We start from the raw sequence: 17,063 nt of genomic DNA, 5'->3' as shown, positions 1-17,063 counted from the left end.
GGAGCAGGCCACATGGCTGCTAAAGAAGTAAAGTTCTCCGCCGATGCGCGCGAAAAGCTGCTGCGCGGCGTCGACATCCTCGCCAACGCCGTCAAGGTCACGCTGGGTCCGAAGGGCCGCAATGTCGTGATCGAGAAGTCGTTCGGCGCGCCCCGCATCACCAAGGACGGCGTTTCCGTCGCCAAGGAGATCGAGCTCGAGGACAAGTTCGAGAACCTCGGCGCGCAGCTGCTGCGCGAAGTCGCCTCGAAGACCAACGACAAGGCCGGTGACGGCACGACCACGGCGACGGTTCTCGCCCAGTCGATCGTCAAGGAAGGCGCCAAGGCCGTTGCGGCCGGCATGAATCCGATGGACCTGAAGCGCGGCATCGATCTCGCCGTGACCGAGGCCGTCAAGGATCTCGAGAAGCGCTCGAAGAAGATCAAGACTTCGGAAGAAGTCGCTCAGGTCGGCACCATCTCCGCCAATGGCGAGAAGGAAATCGGCCAGATGATCGCTTCGGCGATGCAGAAGGTCGGCAACGAGGGTGTCATCACCGTCGAGGAAGCCAAGACCGCCGAGACCGAGCTCGAAGTCGTCGAGGGCATGCAGTTCGACCGCGGCTACCTCTCGCCCTACTTTATCACCAATGCTGAGAAGATGGTCACGGAACTCGATGATCCGTACATCCTCCTGCACGAGAAGAAGCTCTCGAACCTGCAGTCGATCCTGCCGGTGCTCGAGGCTGTCGTTCAGTCGGGCAAGCCGCTCCTGATCATCTCGGAAGACGTCGAAGGCGAGGCTCTGGCCACGCTCGTCGTCAACAAGCTCCGTGGCGGCCTCAAGGTCGCAGCCGTCAAGGCTCCGGGCTTCGGCGATCGCCGCAAGGCCATGCTTGAGGACATCGCGATCCTCACCGCTGGCCAGGTGATCTCGGAAGACCTCGGCATCAAGCTCGAGAACGTCACGCTTGCCATGCTCGGCCGCGCGAAGAAGGTCACGATCTCCAAGGAGAACACGACCATCGTCGACGGCAATGGCAAGAAGAAGGAAATCGAAGGTCGCGTTGCACAGATCAAGGCGCAGATCGAGGAGACCTCCTCGGACTACGACCGTGAGAAGCTGCAGGAGCGTCTCGCCAAGCTCGCTGGCGGCGTCGCGGTGATCCGCGTCGGCGGCTCGACGGAAGTCGAAGTCAAGGAGCGCAAGGACCGCGTCGACGACGCGCTCAATGCGACCCGCGCGGCTGTCGAAGAGGGCATCGTCCCCGGCGGCGGTTCCGCTCTCCTGCGCGCCAAGAAGGCCGTCGAGAAGCTGAAGTCCGACAATTCGGACATTGAAGCCGGCATCAAGATCGTGCTCCGCGCGCTTGAGGCTCCGATCCGCCAGATCGCCGAAAATTCCGGCGTCGAGGGTTCGATCGTCGTCTCCAAGGTTCTCGAGAACAAGTCGGACACGTTCGGCTTCGACGCGCAGAACGAAGAGTTCGTCGATCTGGTCCTCGCCGGCATCATCGATCCGACCAAGGTCGTCCGTACGGCTCTCCAGGACGCGGCTTCGGTCGCTTCGCTGATCGTCACCACCGAGGCGCTCATCGCCGATCTGCCGAAGCGCGATTCCGGCGCTCCCCAGATGCCGGGCGGCGGCGGCATGGGCGGCATGGACTTCTAAGAAGTCCTACCCCTCAACAGTTCAGGAAGGGCGCGGCGTGAGCCGCGCCCTTTTTGTTTGCGCAGCGCATCAGGCTTCCGTCACGGCGATGCCGGCGCGCGCGAACGACGCCAGCGTCGCCCGATCCTGCCCGCTCTCGACGATCATGCCGGCGAGCGCCGTGATGGGAGCGACGAGGAAAGGCGAGACGGCGCCGATCTTCTCCGATGATGCCAGTGCGATCGTCTCGGCGGCCTGGCCCATCAGCTGCCGCTTGATCGCGGCCTCTTCGATGTCGCCGGTCGTCAACCCGGCCTCGGCGTGAATGCCGGTGACGCCGAGGAAATAAATATCCGCCCGAATCCGCGCGATCTGCTCGGCCGCGATGGCCCCGACCGCGACGATTGAATGGCGAAAAAGCCGGCCACCGATGATGATGACTTCGACGCCCTGATGCGGCATCAGCGCCAGGGCCGTGCTCGGCGCGTGGGTGATGATCGTCGCGCGAAGTCCCGGACGGAGATGCCGCGCCACTTCAAGCGCCGTGGTGCCGCCATCGAGAATGACGACTTGGCCGTCCTCGATCATCGCCGCCGCCGCCCGTCCGATCGCCCGCTTCCCGTCCAGCCCGATCGCCTGCCGCGTGGCGAAATCGGCAACGCCGGGGCTTGCCGGGAGTGCGCCACCATGCACGCGCTGCAACAGGCCTTCGGCGGCGAGTTCGCGGAGGTCGCGCCGGATCGTATCCTCGGAAAGCCCGAGCTCCAGGCTGACGGCCTTGGCGACAACGCGGCCTTCACGCTTCAGGATCTCGAGAATATGGCGCTTGCGTTCGCTGGTCAGCATGGCATTGACCTCTGCACGATATTGCACGAAATATCGTGTTCGCGTATAAACGCGGACATTCGTGCAATCCTGTGTAGAGAAAGCCTTCGCCTATGTCGACACGATCCACGCTCGCCACTGAACCCATGATCATTCTCGTCGCCGGCCCCTATCGTTCGGGGACGGCGGACGATCCTGCCCGCATGGCCGCCAATCTCCGCCAGCTCGAAGAGGCTGCCCTGCCGCTGTTTCGCGCCGGACATATTCCCTTGATCGGTGAGTGGCTGGCTTTGCCGCTGATGGCGGTGGCCGGCTCGAAGGCCGTCGGCGACGCGATCTATGAGGAGATCGCTTATCCCGTCGCGCACCGCCTGCTGCCGCGCTGCGATGCCGTTCTGCGCCTTCCCGGCGACTCCAAGGGCGCCGATCTCGACGTGAAGATCGCGCGCGAGCGTGGCCTCAGCGTCTATCACCGCATCGAGGATGTGCCCGGCTGCGGCGTATCGTCGATCTAATTCGTGCAGTTTCGTGCAGCGGCGCGACTTCTATCGGCGCTGCTGGAAGAAGTCGCGCAGCAGCGTTGACGCCTCGGCAGCGGCGATCCCGTCATAGACATCCGGCGCGTGATGGCAGGTCGGCTGGCTGTAAAGGCGGACGCCGCTTTCGACCGCGCCCCCTTTCGGGTCGGCCGCCGCATAATAGAGCCGGCGGATTCGCGCGAAGGAAATCGCAGCCGCGCACATCGGGCAGGGTTCCAGCGTTACATGGAGGTCGGCGCCGATGAGGCGTTCGGAGCCGAGCCTTGCGGCGGCTTCACGGATGACGAGCATTTCCGCATGGGCCGTCGGGTCCTTCAGCTCCAGCGTGCGGTTGCCGGCGCGGGCGATGACCGCCCCGTCGAGCACGATCACCGCGCCGATCGGTACTTCGCCGCGAGCGGCTGCCAGCCGTGCCTCGGCGAGAGCCGCCGCCATGGGCGCGCTGGTCCTTTCGCCGGCCGGCCGGTCCGTCTCATCGCTCATGCCGTCTCGCCTCGCTGGCGGCGCTCTGTTAAGGAAGCGGCCGAGGTGATCACCCATGAAGCCGCCGAAGAAACGCATAGACGACGCCGCCGCCCATCGCCAGAGCAGCGCGGCCACCGAGATGGAAGGCGATCGCATCGCCAAGGTGCTTGCGCGCGCCGGGCTTTGCTCGCGCCGCGACGCCGAACGCTGGATCGAAGAGGGCCGTGTCGCGATCAACGGAACGGTCCTGACGACGCCGGCCGTGAATGTCGGTCGCAGGGACAAGGTGACGGTCGACGGCGTGCCGTTGCCGGCGCGTGAGCGCACGCGCCTTTGGCTTTATCACAAGCCGCGCGGCTTGGTGACGACGGCGCGTGACCCCGAGGGCCGCCCGACGGTGTTCGATGCGCTGCCGGAACACATGCCGCGCGTCGTCGCGGTCGGCCGGCTCGACATCAATACCGAAGGACTGCTGCTGCTGACCAATGACGGCGGCCTCGCGCGTGTGCTGGAACTGCCCTCGACCGGCTGGTTGCGCCGCTATCGCGCTCGCGCCTGGGGCGAGGTGCTGCAGCCCGATCTCGACAAGCTCAAGGACGGCGTCACGATCGACGGCATGCTCTACGGCGCCATCGATGCGCAGCTGGAGCGCATCCAGGGCAGCAATGCCTGGGTCGCGCTGGCGCTGCGCGAGGGCAAGAACCGCGAGGTCAAGAATGTGCTCGCCAATCTCGGTCTCGACGTCAACCGCCTGATCCGCATCTCCTACGGTCCGTTCCAGCTTGGCGATCTGCCCGAGGGCGAGGTGGTCGAGATCAAGGGCCGCGTGCTCCGCGACCAGCTAGGCCAGAAGCTCGCCGAAGAGTCGGGCGCCGATTTCGATGCACCGCTACGCGAGACTGGCCGACCGTCGCGCTCGTCCGCACGCCAGCAGGAGGCTGAAACCTCGGATCGCGATGAGGAGCGGCCGGGTGGACGCGAGCGCCCACCGCGGCGCGAACGGGTCGAGCCGGAAGGTGATCATCGCCTGAAGCGGCCGAAGCCCGCCGCGTCGCGCATGCGTGAGACGACGCTGGAGGAGACGGCGCGACCAGCGCGCGGCAGCCGTGCGCGCCCCGAGCGTTCGACGTCCGCGGCTGCTGTCGAGCTGCGCGGCGATCGGCCCCGGCGCGGGCCCGGCCGCATCGAAAGCGAGAGCGTTGCGCCGCCCCCGCCGCGTGGCTCGGTCCGTGCCGAGCGCGGCACGCGTGGCCGGGCGCGCTTCGAGCATCCGGTCCCCGAAGTGGAAGAGGCCAAGCCAGCCGGAAAACCGGCCGGCGGCCGTTCCGGTCCGCGTTCTGGCGAGGATCGGCCGCGTTCCCAGCGCCACGGCGAGGGTCGCCTGACCGCTGGCAAGCCCGTCGACGGCCGCCCCGCGCGGACGGGATCAGCGCCCAAGCGCAGCGAGCGGCCGCAGACGTCACGTCCCGCCCGTGCCGCCGCCGGCGAAAAGCCGACCTATAGCGAGCGGGCACCGCGCCGCGAGAAGCCGGCTGGCGCCGAACGCGCCTCTTATGGCGACAAGCCCGCTTATGCCGACAAGCCATGGCGCAACGATAAGCCGTCGCGCGGTGGCGACAAGCCGGCGCGCAGCGAACGCCCTTCGCGTGACGACGCGCCGCGCGGCAAGCGGCCGGGTTTCAAGGGCGCTGCGCCGGGCGCTGGATCTTCAGGCGACAAGCGGCCCGGGACCCGCGGCCCCGGGCGTCCCAAGACGCGGGGCCCGGAAGGTGGCGGCGGCTCGACGGGAGGCGGCGGTGCGAATCGTCGGCGGTGAATGGCGCGGCCGTACGCTGGCTGCACCCAAGAGCCAGGCGATCCGTCCGACATCCGATCGCCTGCGCGAGAGCCTCTTCAATGTCCTGGCGCATGGCTATGACGACAAGGTCGCCGGCGCGCGCGTGCTCGATCTGTTTGCCGGCACCGGCGCGCTCGGCCTCGAGGCGATGTCGCGCGGCGCCGCCTATGCGCTCTTTGTCGACGAGGGCGTCGAGGCGCGCGGGCTGATCCGCCAGAATATCGAGATGCTTGGCCTCACGGGGCGCACGCGGCTGTTCCGGCGCGATGCCACCAAGCTCGGCCCGGCCGGGACGGTGGCGCCCTTCAATCTCGTCTTCGCCGATCCGCCTTATGATCGCGGCCTTGGTGAGCCGGCGCTCGCGGCGGCGGTCTCGGGCGATTGGCTGGCGCCCGGCGCGCTCATCGTGCTGGAGGAGGCAGCCGACGTGGTCATCGGCACGGTCGATGGTCTGGAATTGGTCGAGCGCCGCGAGGCGGGCGACACGCAACTGCTGTTTTTCCAATTCGCGCATCAGCGCTGATATTTTTCTCGCCTCGCCGTTAAGACTATCCTAGGCTTCGTGTCCGGGGGCAGTGGTGACGCGTGTCGAGGATTGATGGACCAGCGTAGATTGAGCCCGGATCGACGCCGCTTTTCGGCGGTGCTGCGAGTGTTCGTCGCCCTCTTCGTCACCTTCTCGCTTGCGGGTTTCGCGACGACCGTGGCGCTTGCCGGTGAGCCGGTCCGCATCGCGCCTGATGCGACGACATTCACGCTCGATAACGGCATGCAGGTGGTGGTGGTGCCCGATCATCGTGCGCCGATCGTCACCCATATGGTCTGGTACAAGATCGGTGCCGCCGACGATCCGCCTGGCAAATCCGGCATCGCCCATTTCCTTGAACATCTGATGTTCAAGGGCACCAAGGCGCATCCGGCCGGTGAGTTTTCCTCCAAGGTTTCAGAGGGCGGCGGCCAGGAGAATGCCTTCACCACGGCCGACGCTACCGCCTATTTCCAGACCATCGGCAAGGAACGGCTCGGGACCGTCATGGCCTTCGAGGCCGATCGCATGGAGGGGCTCGAGCTTCCCGACAAGGTCGTTCTGTCGGAGCGCGACGTCATCCTCGAAGAGCGGCGGATGCGGATCGACAATGATCCTGGCGCGCAGCTGGGCGAGGCGATGAATGCCGCCCTCTATCAGAACCATCACTACGGCATCCCCACGATCGGCTGGATGCACGAGATGCAGGGCCTGACTGCCGCCGACGCGCTGGCGCAGTACCGTCATTATTATACGCCGAACAATGCGATCCTGGTCGTCGCTGGCGACGTCACGCCGGAAGAGGTGCGCCGTCTCGCGGACGTGACCTTCGGCAGGGTGCCGCGCCGTGCTGAACCTGGCGAGCGCGATCGGCCGAAGGAGCCGCCGCCGCTGGCCGCGCGGACGGTGAACCTCTCCGATCCGCGCGTTACCGAGCCATCCTGGCAGCGCAACTATCTGGTGCCGTCCTATTCGTCGGCCAAGCCCGGCGAGGCCGAGGCGCTGGACGTGCTCGCCGATATTCTCGGCCGCGGCACCACCAGCCGCCTCTATCGTGCGCTGGTGGTCGAGCAGGGGCTCGCGACATCGGCCGGCTCCTATTACAGCGGCGAGTCGCTCGACTATGGCCGTTTCGGCGTCTTCGCCAGCCCGCGCGGCGACGTGCAGCTCAGCAAGCTCGAAACCGCCGTCGACGGCGTGATCGCCGATATCCGCGATCACGGCGTCACGCCCGAGGAACTCGCCACCGCCAAGCAGCGGACCCGCGCGCAGGCAATCTATGCCCAGGACAGTCAGGCGATGCTCGCCCGCATCATCGGCATGGCGCTCGCGACCGGCCAGCCGCTCGACGCCGTCCAGGGTTGGCCGGCGCGCATCGGCGATGTCACGGTCGAGGACATCTCGGCCGCCGCCAAGACCTATCTCGATGCCCGCCGGTCTGTAACCGGTACCCTGACCCCCGCACCGGCCGAAGGCCGCAGCTGATACGAACGGAGATCGACCTTTATGGCCCAGCTTCTCGTCCGCCTCGGCATGGCCGTCATCGGCCTTCTGGTGGTTGTTCCAGCAAGTCAGGCCATGTCGATCCAGAAGATCGACGGTCCCCCCGGCGTCGAGGCGTGGCTCGTCGAGGACTACACGGTCCCGATGATCGCGATGGACTTCGTGTTCGCCGGCGGCGCGGCGCAGGATCCGGCTGACAAGCCGGGTGTCGCCAACATGCTGTCGAGCCTGCTCGACGAGGGCGCCGGCGCGATGACGAGCGCCGAGTTCCAGAAGGCGCTCGACGACCGCTCGATCAATATGAGCTTTGACGCTGGCCGCGACGGGTTCTACGGCGATCTGAAGACCCTTTCGGAAAACCGCGACGAGGCGTTCGGACTGCTCGCGGCCGCGCTCCAGACCCCGCGCCTCGACAAGGAACCGGTCGAGCGCATCCGGGCGCAGATCGCGGCGAGCATCAAGAGCGACGCCAACGATCCGCAGACGGCCGCGACGCTTGCCGTCTGTGCCAAGGCATTTCCGAACCATCCCTATGGCCGGCCGCTCGATGGCACGGCCGAGAGCGTTGCCGCGATCTCGCGCGACGATCTCGAAACCTATCGCAGCCATGTCTTCGCGCGTGACAATCTGAAAGTCGCGATCGTCGGCGCGATCAGCGCCAAGGAGGCCGGCACGATGCTGGCGCGTGTCTTCGGGCCACTGCCGGATCGCGCCAAGCTGACGCCCGTCGCCGACATCGTGCCGCAGGCCGGCATTATCGCCATCGACCAGCCCAATCCGCAGACGCTGATCCGCTTCGGCGGGCCGGGCATCAAGCGCGACGATCCCGATTTCATGGCTGGCTATGTGGTCAACCACATCCTGGGCGGGGGCTCCTTCTCATCGCGCCTCTATACCGAGGTCCGTGAGAAGCGCGGTCTCGCCTACACGGTCTCGACCTCGCTGGTGACGCTCGCCCATGCCGACGCCTTTGCCGGCGGCACGGCAACGCGGGCTGACCGCGCGCCAGAGACGATCGCCCTGATCAAGAGCGAGGTCGCCCGTTTCGCCGCCGAAGGCCCAACCGAGGCCGAACTTGCCAAGGCCAAGAGCTATATGATTGGGTCCTATGCGTTGCGGTTCGATTCATCGAGCAAGATCGCCCGGCAGGTCCTCGGCATCATGGTCGACAATCTCGGCATCGATTATGTCGAGAAGCGCAACAGCCTGATCGAAGCCATCACGATCGAAGACGCCCGCCGCGCGGCACGTCGCCTGTTCGTCGATGGCACCACGATGGTGGCGACCGTCGGCCCGGCCAAGACCAAGACGGCGACAGCCGAGACGCAGGTCCCGCCGCAGCTCTGAGCAGTCCCGCAACCTAAGCCGGGGGGCGGAGCTACTCCGCTGCCTCGGCGGTCGCCTTCTCCGCAGCTTCGTTGAGCGCCTTGGCCCGCCGCTTGGGTTCGACCAGCGGCTCGGGCTTCAGCTTGCCCTGGATGTCCGTGTAGGAGATCTTGCCGCCGCTCATCTGGATGGCGAGGCGCGCCGCCTCGCGTTCGCGGATCGTCTCGGCGACATCGGCGATATGGCTTTCGTCATAGCCGAGCCCTTCCAGCGATTTCATGCCGAAGGTGAAGGCGGATTCGTAGGTCTCGCGGATCTCGAAATCGACGCCCTGCTGGCGCAGCTTCAGGGTGTGCTGGCGGTCGTAGGACCGGACATAGAGCTTCGAAAGCGGGAATTCCGAGCGGATCAGCTCGACGATCAGGTCGGTCGCCTCGCGCTTGTCGGTGCAGACGACCACGAGATCGGCATGCTCGATGCCCGCCGCACGCAGCACGTCCAACCGCGTCCCGTCGCCGTAATAGACCTTGAAGCCGAACCGCGCCGCGCTGCGCACCATGTCGGCGTCGGAATCGATCGCGGTCACGTCGATCCCTTCAGACAGAAGGAATTGGGCCGTGATCTGGCCGAAGCGGCCGAAGCCGATCATCAGCACGCGCGCCTCGAGCCCGTCCGCGACGTCGAGATCGTCGACATTGGGCTTCGGCTCTGGCAGCAGTTTCAGCGCCATGACGGTGAGCGGCGTCAGGGCCATCGAGATGATGACGGTCGCGGTCAGGATCGCATTGGTGCGCCCGTCAATAATCCCGGCGCTCGTCGCGGCGGCATAGAGCACGAAGGCGAACTCGCCGCCTTGCGCCATCAGGGCGGCGCGCGACAGCGCCTCCTTGCGGTTGGCGCGGAAGAGGCGGGCGATGCCGAAGATGCCGATCGCCTTGACGACCATGTAGCCGACGACGGCGGCGAGGATGTGGTGCCAGTCCGAGACGAGCACGCCGAGATCGAGCGACATGCCGACGCCAAGGAAGAACAGCCCGAGCAGGATGCCGCGGAACGGCTCGATATCGGCCTCCAGCTGATGGCGGAAGCTTGATTCCGAGAGCATCACGCCAGCAAGGAACGCGCCCATCGCCATCGAGAGGCCGCCGAACTGCATGGCGAGCGCAGAGCCGAGCACGACGAGCAGCGCCGCGCCGGTCATCACCTCGCGCGCATTGGCACCGGCGAGGATGCGGAACATCGGATTGAGCAGCCAGCGGCCGGCGGCGACCAGCGCGGCGACGCAGCCGAGCGCGATCAGCGCCGAGAGCCAGAAAGGCTGATGCGCGTCGCTGCTCGTCGCGGGGCCGATCAGGACGACGATCGCCAGCAGCGGCACGATCGCGAGATCCTCGAGCAGCAGGATCGAGACGATGCGCTGCCCCGATGGCGATGCGGTATCGCCGCGCTCCTCGAGAAGCTGCATCACGGTCGCCGTCGAGGTCAGCACGAAGCCCATGCCGGCGACGAAGGCGGCGGCGGGCGGCAATCCGACGGCGATGCCGATCAGCGTCAGCAACGTGCCGCAGGCGACGACCTGCGCGAGGCCTAGACCGAAGATCTCGCGCCTCAATCCCCAGAGCCGCGATGGCCGCATTTCAAGGCCGATCACGAACAGGAACATCACGACGCCGAGCTCGGCGACATGCAGGATCGCCTGCGGATCGGTGAACAGGCCGAGCCCGAACGGACCGATGGCGACGCCGGCGGCCAGATAGCCGATGACCGAGCCGAGGCCGATCCGCTTGAAGATCGGGACGGCAACGACTCCCGCGCCGAGCAGGACAACGATCTGGGCGAGGTCGGCGCCCTGGACTTCGGCAGCCATCAAAAGGTCTCCGTCGCGTGAGGTCATACGATGGGGCGAGGCGGTTCGCGATGCAAGGCGAATGCCGGTCGCCGGCCCGCCTCTCCCAAGGCCCACTCCCCTCGGCCAGGGTCTCGCGCGCTGCCTTGCCGCATGGGGTTGTTCGAGAACGCAGCGATGCCTACTAGAAGGGGAACACGGAGACCACGTGATGACAGCCCTTCCGGACCAGTCCCGCCTCGTCGATCGCGCCGCCGCGCTGGTTGAAGCCGCCCGCCGCGCCGGGGCCGACGCCGCCGATGCTTTTGCCGTCCGCCGTGTCGGTCTTTCGATCGATATCCGCAACGGCAGGGTCGATGAGACCACGCGCTCGGAAAGCGACGACGTCGCCCTGCGCGTGTTCATCGGCAAGCGCCACGCCAGCGTCTCGACCAATGGCATCGCCCCGCCGGACGAACTCGCCGAGCGCGCGTTGGCAATGGCGCGGGTCGCGCCGGAAGACAAGTTCGCGGGTCTTGCGCCTCAGGACCGGCTGGCGAAATCCTGGCCTGATCTTGATCTGATCGATCCCTCGATCCCCGATCCCGAAGCGCTCACCGAGCGTGCCCGGGCGGCCGAGGCAGCGGCACTCGCTGTTGGCGGCATCTCGAAATCGGGCGGCGCGTCCGCCGGCTGGGGCCTGACCGGCGCGGTGATCGCGACGTCGCATGGCTTTTCCGGCGCCTATCTCGGCTCGCGCAGCAGCATCTCGATGACGGCGATTGCCGGCGAAGGGACGGGCATGGAGCGCGATTATGACGGCGACTCCAAGGTCTATGCGAGCGACCTCCGCGCGCCCGAGGCGATCGGCCGCGAAGCCGCGGAGCGGGCCGTGCGCCGGCTGGGTCCGACCCGTCTGCCGACCGGGCGGGGCCATGTCGTCTATGATCCCCGCGTCGCGGTCAGCCTGATCGGCCATCTCGCCGGAGCCATCAACGGCGCCGCCATCGTGCGCAAGACCAGTTTCCTGCAGACGGCGCTCGGCACGGCGGTCTTCGCGCCGGGCATCCGCATCACCGATGATCCGCGCCGCGTGCGCGGCCTCGGCTCGCGGCCCTTCGACGGCGAGGGCGTCGCTTCCGAAGCGCTCGATCTCGTCGCGGATGGCGTCCTGCAGACCTGGCTGCTCGACAGCGCCACGGCGCGGGAACTGGGTCTCGATACGAATGGCCGAGGTTCGGGCGGCGGCGGCGGTCCGCACACGACCAATCTGACGCTGCTGCCGGGTTCCGTCAGCCGTGACCAGCTTCTCGCCGATATCGGCGAGGGCGTCTATGTGACGGAGCTCATCGGTCACGGCGCCAATGGGGTCACCGGCGATTACAGCCGTGGCGCCGGCGGCTTCCGCATCAGCGGCGGCAAGCTGGCCGAGCCGGTGTCCGAGATCACCATCGCCGGCAATCTCAAGGATATGTTCCGCCGGCTTGTCGTGGCGGACGACCTCGAATATCGCTATGCGGCCAACGCGCCGACCGTCGCGATCGAGGGGATGATGATTGCCGGAAGCTGACGTCGCCTCCCTGGCTGATGACCTCGTGCTCATCTCGGCGGCGGCCGTCGAGGCGGGCCACATCGCGCTCGGCTTCTTCGGCAACAATCCACGCGCCTGGACGAAGGGCGGAGACTCGCCAGTCACCGAGGCCGATATTGCTTCCGACCGCTCGCTGCATGCCGCGCTGACATCGGCCCGTCCCGGCTATGGCTGGCTTTCCGAGGAAAGCATCGACACGCCCGAGCGACTCGGCCGCAGCCGCGTCTTCGTCGTCGATCCGATCGATGGAACGCGCGGCTTCATGGAAGGCAATGTCGACTGGTGCGTTTCGGTCGGGATCGTCGAGGAGGGCAGGCCGCGCGTCGGCGTCCTCTTCGCGCCGGCGCGGCAGGAGCTCTATGAGGCGACGCTTGGCGGCGGCGTCAGGCTGAACGGCACGGTGATCGCCGCTTCTCGTCCTGCAGAAGGCGCGGCCCTGCACTTTGCCGGACCTCTCCGGCATATGCGGGCGCTTTCCGGCGCAGGATTTTCGATGACCGATCGGCGCGTCACGCCCTCGCTTGCCTATCGCCTCGCGCTCGTCGCGGCCGGACGCGTGGACATCGCGACGGCCGCGCCCGACGCGCGCGACTGGGACCTTGCGGCAGCTGACCTTTTGGTGCACGAAGCAGGCGGAACGCTGTGCGATGCGGAAGGCGAACCGATCCGCTATAACCGCGCCGATCCGCGTCATCCGGCGCTCATCGCGGCGTCGCCGAGGCTGGCGGCTGCGGCTGCCGGACCTATCGCCGGAGCCGAGTCCGCGGCCGCGCTGCTGCGGCGTTCCTGATCGGGTGGCCCCACCCTTCGATGTGATTGTCGGAAAGGAGATCGGCAAAGATGCCGGAGACCAAGAAGCAGCTCCTCCATCTGGTGTTCGGCGGCGAGCTCAGCTCCGTCGACGCGACCGATTTCGCCGATCTCTCAAAGCTGGACATCGTCGGCATCTATCCCGACTACAAGACCGCCTATGACGCCTGGAAGCAGGCCGCGCAGGGCACTGTCGACAGCGCGCAGACGCGCTATTTCATCGTGCATCTGCATCGCCTGCTCGATCCCGATGCGACGGGCGCCTGATCGGTCCCTGCTGAGCCCGTGTCGTATGACCACGGGCGGGTGGTGATCGAGGATGAATGCGATCGTGAATGACCAGGCTCCCACAGGGCCGGCCGACGCGCCGGCGACCCAGCCGGTCCCTAAAGGGCCGCGCACGCCGAAGCACGTCTTGAAGAAGCTCGGCGCGTCCGATCGCGCCGTGCGCTTCGCGGGCCTAGCAGCCGTCGCTTATCTGAAGCTCGTCCGAGCCACCAGCCGGATCACCTTCGAGCCGAAAAACCCGCTTGAAGTCTATGGCGCCTTTCTGCCCGGCATCATGACGATGTGGCACGGCCAGCACCTGATGGCGCCCTTCGTGCCGAGCAAGGGCTTCAACCTGAAGGTCATGGTCTCGCGCCACCGCGACGGCGAGATCAACGCGGTCATCGCCGAGAAATTCGGCTACGGAACGATCCGCGCCTCGGCGGCGCGCACGCCCTCGCGCACTCTCGAAAAGGGCGGCCTGCGCGGCTTCCTGGAAATGAAGAAGGCGCTGGCCGAAGGCGTCACGGTCGCCATGACGGCCGATCTTAGCCACGCCGAATCGCGCCGTGCCGGACCGGGGATCATCGCGCTCTCGCGGGTCTCGGGCCGGCCGATCCTGCCGATTGCGCTGGCCACCTCGCGCCGTCTCGTCCTGGAGAACTGGGACCGCACCACGATCAACCTGCCGTTCAGTCGCGGCGCCTGCATTTTCGGGACGCCGATCGCCGTTCCTGGCGATGCCGATGAGGCGGTGCGCGAGGAAAAGCGGCAGCAGCTTGAGGACGAGCTCAACCGGATCACCGCCATCGCCTATGAGCGGGTCGGTGGCAAAGATGACTGACCTCGTCGGCGGCGGCGCGCGCGGGCTCTATCGCCTGGCAGGCTATGCCGCGCTGCCTCTGGTGCCGCTGCTTCTCGCCTGGCGGACGCGAAAGGGCAAGGAAGAACGGGCGCGGCGCGACGAGCGCTATGGCCGCCCGTCCATCAATCGCCCGGCGGGACCGGTCGTCTGGATCCATGTGGCGAGCGTCGGCGAGACGAACGCTGTCATGCCGCTGATCGCGCGGATCGCCGCCGAGGGACTGACCGTGCTGCTCACCAGCGTGACGGTCACGAGCGCCCGCGTCGCGGCACAGCGCCTTCCGCGTGGCGCGATCCATCAATATGCGCCGCTCGACATCCAGCCCTTCATCGATCGATTTCTCGACGCCTGGAAGCCCGACCTCGCGCTGTTCTTCGAATCCGAACTCTGGCCGACGACGATGGCCCGCCTTGCGGCGCGCCGCATCCCGGAGATCCGCATCAATGCGCGCATGACACCGCGCTCATTCCGGCGTTGGCAGCGGCTTGGCGGCGCGATGGCCCCGCTGTTCGAGGGGATCGAGTTGGCGCTCGCGCAAAGCGAGGGCGACGCCGAAAGGCTGCGCGCACTCGGCCTTAAACAGGCGCGCTCGGTCGGCAATTTGAAATTCGATGTGCCCGCGCCCGGCGTCGAACAATCCGCGTTGGACGATTTCCAACGCGACACGGCAGGCCGCGCCATCTTCGTCGCGGCGTCGACGCATGAGGGCGAGGAGACAGTGGTCGCGACGGCGCATCGCACGATGCGGGCGAACCGGCCGGATTTCCTCACCGTGATCGTGCCGCGCCATCCGGTGCGCGGCCCTGCGCTGGCGGCGGGCCTTGTCGAGGCAGGCTTCCAAGTAGCGCTGCGCAGCCGCGGGGAACCTGTGGCCGCTGCGACGGACCTTTACATTGCCGATACGCTCGGCGAACTCGGCCTCTTCTACCGTGCCGGGCAAGTCGCTTTTATCGGTGGTACGCTGGTTCCGGTCGGCGGCCATAATCCGATCGAAGCAGCGCTGCTCGATACGGCGATCCTGCATGGCCCCCAGGTCGAAAATGCCGCCGAAATCTTCCAGGCGCTCGATCGCGGCACGGGCAGGGCGCCGGTCACGGATGCCGCAAGCCTTGCCGCTGCGCTCAATGAACTCTACGCCGAACCTGGCGCGATCCAGTCGCTGGCAGAGCGCGGAGCGGCGGCGCTCGCGCCCTTTTCCGGGGCGCTCGAAGCGACGCTCGCCGCGCTTCGACCCTATCTCGCGCCGCTCGTCGTCGCGGCGAGCCTCGGCCAGCGTGACATGGTGCGCATGCGCCGCTCCCGCGCCGGCAAGACCGTGGCGGGGAAGGCTGGCAAGTCTGCCGGCCGCAAGCCGTGATCACGGCGCCGCGCTTCTGGTGGCGACGGCACGGCGGCATGGCTTCGCTGGCGCTTGCGCCGATCTCGGCGGTCTGGTCGGCTGTCTCGGGCGCAAGGATGCGCCAGCCGCCGGTCCTTCGCGCGCCCCTGCCCGTCATCTGTATCGGCAACTTCGTCGTCGGTGGTGCAGGCAAGACGCCGACGGCGCTGGCGGTCGCCGACATCGTCAAGACCCTCGGCTTTCGGCCCGGTTTCCTGACGCGCGGCTATGGCGGCCGCATCACCACGGCCCATCTCGTCGATCTCTTGCGCGATGATGCGGCGCTGGTCGGGGACGAGGCGCTGCTTCTCGCCGAACGAGGGCCGGTCGTGGTCGCGCCCGATCGTCCGAAAGGCGTGCCGCTGCTGGAGGCAGCGGGTGTCGACTGCATCATCATGGATGACGGGTTCCAGAATCCGTCGCTCGCCAAGGACTTCGGCCTTGTGGTGGTCGATGGCGTCGCGGGCATCGGCAATGGCAAGGTGATGCCGGCGGGTCCGTTGCGGGCGCCACTCAAGACCCAGCTTGTCCGCACTGACGCCGTGCTCATCGTCGGAGCGGGCGAGGGGGGCGACCAGGTGGTGCGCCTCGCATCGCGGGCGGCGCGGGTCATTCTGCGCGGCGCGTTGGAGCCGGATCGTCCCGACGATTTTCGCGGCGGTCGATTCCTGGCCTTCGCCGGTATCGGCCGGCCCGAGAAATTCTTCGCCTCGCTGGAAGCGGCGGGCGCGGTGGTTGCCGTCCGCGAGTCGTTCCCCGATCACAGGCCCTACACCGAAGCCGATGCCGCGCGGCTGCTGGCCCGTGCGGCGGCCGAAGGCCTCCGTCTCGTCACCACTGCCAAGGACCATGTCCGCTTGCGCGGCAGCTCGGGCGCGCGGCTGGCGCTGGTCGAAAAGGCCGAAGTGTTCGGCGTCCGAATGCATTTCGCCGATGACGCAGCGGTCGCGCGGGGGATCGCCAAGGCGTTGCATGCATTTGGCGCCCAAAGGCTGCGCTGACGCTATTGCGAAGAAGCGCGGCCCGGACAAGGCCGCCCCCTAGAACACATACATCCACAATCCGATGACGAGCGCTGCCAGCACAGCCGTCAACAGCAGGCCATAGGCAAGGCCGCGCGCGAAACTGCCGCCTTCTTCCAGCAAATCCGCGTGATCAACGTGAACCGGAGTCTCCCGGTCCGGATCGATATCGATCCAGAGAGCCCGGGCATTCAAGCATGCCCTCAGCGCCAGCGAAGCAATTGCATCTCCCACCACCAGCTCCCCTACCGGTTGTGTTCGGACGCTAGCATGGACGAAAAGAGGCGAACAGATCGGCGCGATCCGCCGAGGTGACGCAGATCACTGGACAAATCTCGGCAAAGGGTGATCAGCCTGCGGCGGCCGCACAATCCGAGGCTCACTTTGCCCCGGAACGCGTCAGACCAGCCCGAGCGCCTTGTGGCGGGCGAGCGAGGCCGCTGCGTCGGCATAGGCTTCCTGCTGCGCGACGCTCCAGTAGCGGAGCTCGTCGAGCGGGATCGCGACGCCGGTGACGGCGCAGCGCACGAAGGCGCCGGGCGACAGGATCTGGTAGTCGCCGTCGAGATAGCGGATGCGGGCTTCGCCGCCTCGGCCAGTATTTTCCATGCGGTTCATGGCAGTCCTTATGCTGCGAAATGGCAGGCTTCGC

At 67.2% G+C, this 17,063-nt stretch carries 17 protein-coding genes; 12 read left to right on the top strand and 5 right to left on the bottom strand.

Features of this window, described 5'->3' with window-relative positions:
* Positions 1–12 precede the first annotated feature (12 nt).
* Entirely contained in the window at positions 13–1,653 is a 1,641-nt protein-coding gene (groL, locus tag BUB39_RS02935; protein ID WP_073051527.1) for a chaperonin GroEL, read from the top strand.
* 69 nt (positions 1,654–1,722) lie between these two features.
* On the opposite strand, the gene BUB39_RS02930 is transcribed toward groL, so the two are convergent.
* Complete coding sequence (locus tag BUB39_RS02930; RefSeq protein ID WP_244540130.1) at positions 1,723–2,505, bottom strand: DeoR/GlpR family DNA-binding transcription regulator; 783 nt, start codon at positions 2,503–2,505, stop codon at positions 1,723–1,725.
* Between the two features lie 98 nt (positions 2,506–2,603).
* Here BUB39_RS02930 and BUB39_RS02925 point away from each other — a divergent pair, with 98 nt between their 5' ends.
* The gene (locus BUB39_RS02925) at positions 2,604–2,972 is read left to right on the top strand and encodes a DUF4406 domain-containing protein (RefSeq protein WP_073051526.1); all 369 of its coding nucleotides are present in this window, start codon (positions 2,604–2,606) and stop codon (positions 2,970–2,972) included.
* A gap of 30 nt (positions 2,973–3,002) precedes the next feature.
* Here the strand turns inward: BUB39_RS02925 and BUB39_RS02920 are convergent, their stop codons facing one another.
* Positions 3,003–3,479, bottom strand: coding sequence for a nucleoside deaminase (locus tag BUB39_RS02920; RefSeq protein ID WP_210187016.1), 477 nt, complete (start codon positions 3,477–3,479; stop codon positions 3,003–3,005).
* 55 nt (positions 3,480–3,534) lie between these two features.
* Here BUB39_RS02920 and BUB39_RS02915 point away from each other — a divergent pair, with 55 nt between their 5' ends.
* From BUB39_RS02915 to BUB39_RS02900, 4 genes are all read left to right on the top strand, one after another.
* Positions 3,535–5,277 (top strand): pseudouridine synthase, encoded by a 1,743-nt coding sequence (locus BUB39_RS02915; protein WP_244540129.1) that lies wholly within the window; start codon positions 3,535–3,537, stop codon positions 5,275–5,277.
* The gene (gene rsmD, locus BUB39_RS02910; RefSeq protein WP_073051525.1) at positions 5,258–5,821 is read left to right on the top strand and encodes a 16S rRNA (guanine(966)-N(2))-methyltransferase RsmD; all 564 of its coding nucleotides are present in this window, start codon (positions 5,258–5,260) and stop codon (positions 5,819–5,821) included. The genes BUB39_RS02915 and rsmD overlap by 20 nt, the downstream gene beginning before the upstream one ends.
* A gap of 90 nt (positions 5,822–5,911) precedes the next feature.
* Entirely contained in the window at positions 5,912–7,309 is a 1,398-nt protein-coding gene (locus BUB39_RS02905) for a M16 family metallopeptidase (protein ID WP_342168767.1), read from the top strand.
* A 21-nt stretch (positions 7,310–7,330) separates the two neighbouring features.
* Entirely contained in the window at positions 7,331–8,674 is a 1,344-nt protein-coding gene (locus BUB39_RS02900; RefSeq protein ID WP_073051523.1) for a M16 family metallopeptidase, read from the top strand.
* Positions 8,675–8,705: 31 nt separating this feature from the next.
* Here the strand turns inward: BUB39_RS02900 and BUB39_RS02895 are convergent, their stop codons facing one another.
* Entirely contained in the window at positions 8,706–10,520 is a 1,815-nt protein-coding gene (locus BUB39_RS02895) for a monovalent cation:proton antiporter-2 (CPA2) family protein (protein WP_073051522.1), read from the bottom strand.
* Positions 10,521–10,710: 190 nt separating this feature from the next.
* On the opposite strand from BUB39_RS02895, the gene BUB39_RS02890 reads away from it, so the two are divergent.
* From BUB39_RS02890 to lpxK, 6 genes are all read left to right on the top strand, one after another.
* Positions 10,711–12,048, top strand: a complete 1,338-nt coding sequence (locus BUB39_RS02890) for a TldD/PmbA family protein (protein WP_073051521.1) — start codon at positions 10,711–10,713, stop codon at positions 12,046–12,048.
* Entirely contained in the window at positions 12,035–12,859 is an 825-nt protein-coding gene (locus BUB39_RS02885) for a 3'(2'),5'-bisphosphate nucleotidase CysQ (protein ID WP_073051520.1), read from the top strand. The genes BUB39_RS02890 and BUB39_RS02885 overlap by 14 nt, the downstream gene beginning before the upstream one ends.
* A gap of 50 nt (positions 12,860–12,909) precedes the next feature.
* Entirely contained in the window at positions 12,910–13,146 is a 237-nt protein-coding gene (locus tag BUB39_RS02880; RefSeq protein ID WP_073051519.1) for a DUF4170 domain-containing protein, read from the top strand.
* Between the two features lie 64 nt (positions 13,147–13,210).
* The gene (locus BUB39_RS02875; RefSeq protein ID WP_244540128.1) at positions 13,211–13,990 is read left to right on the top strand and encodes a lysophospholipid acyltransferase family protein; all 780 of its coding nucleotides are present in this window, start codon (positions 13,211–13,213) and stop codon (positions 13,988–13,990) included.
* Positions 13,983–15,368 (top strand): 3-deoxy-D-manno-octulosonic acid transferase, encoded by a 1,386-nt coding sequence (locus BUB39_RS02870; protein WP_073051518.1) that lies wholly within the window; start codon positions 13,983–13,985, stop codon positions 15,366–15,368. The genes BUB39_RS02875 and BUB39_RS02870 overlap by 8 nt, the downstream gene beginning before the upstream one ends.
* Positions 15,365–16,390 (top strand): tetraacyldisaccharide 4'-kinase, encoded by a 1,026-nt coding sequence (gene lpxK, locus BUB39_RS02865; RefSeq protein ID WP_073051517.1) that lies wholly within the window; start codon positions 15,365–15,367, stop codon positions 16,388–16,390. Before BUB39_RS02870 ends, lpxK begins: the two co-directional genes overlap by 4 nt.
* A gap of 39 nt (positions 16,391–16,429) precedes the next feature.
* On the opposite strand, the gene BUB39_RS25395 is transcribed toward lpxK, so the two are convergent.
* The gene (locus tag BUB39_RS25395) at positions 16,430–16,606 is read right to left on the bottom strand and encodes a hypothetical protein (RefSeq protein ID WP_175561715.1); all 177 of its coding nucleotides are present in this window, start codon (positions 16,604–16,606) and stop codon (positions 16,430–16,432) included.
* 204 nt (positions 16,607–16,810) lie between these two features.
* On the bottom strand, positions 16,811–17,029 hold the full coding sequence (locus tag BUB39_RS02860; RefSeq protein WP_073051516.1) for a DUF2093 domain-containing protein: 219 nt from the start codon (positions 17,027–17,029) through the stop codon (positions 16,811–16,813).
* Between the last annotated feature and the right edge of the window lie 34 nt (positions 17,030–17,063).

Source organism: Kaistia soli DSM 19436, from assembly GCF_900129325.1.
GTDB lineage: Bacteria > Pseudomonadota > Alphaproteobacteria > Rhizobiales > Kaistiaceae > Kaistia > Kaistia soli.
Note: the sequence above shows the minus strand (reverse complement) of the source record. Positions and strands in the feature narration are given on the sequence as shown.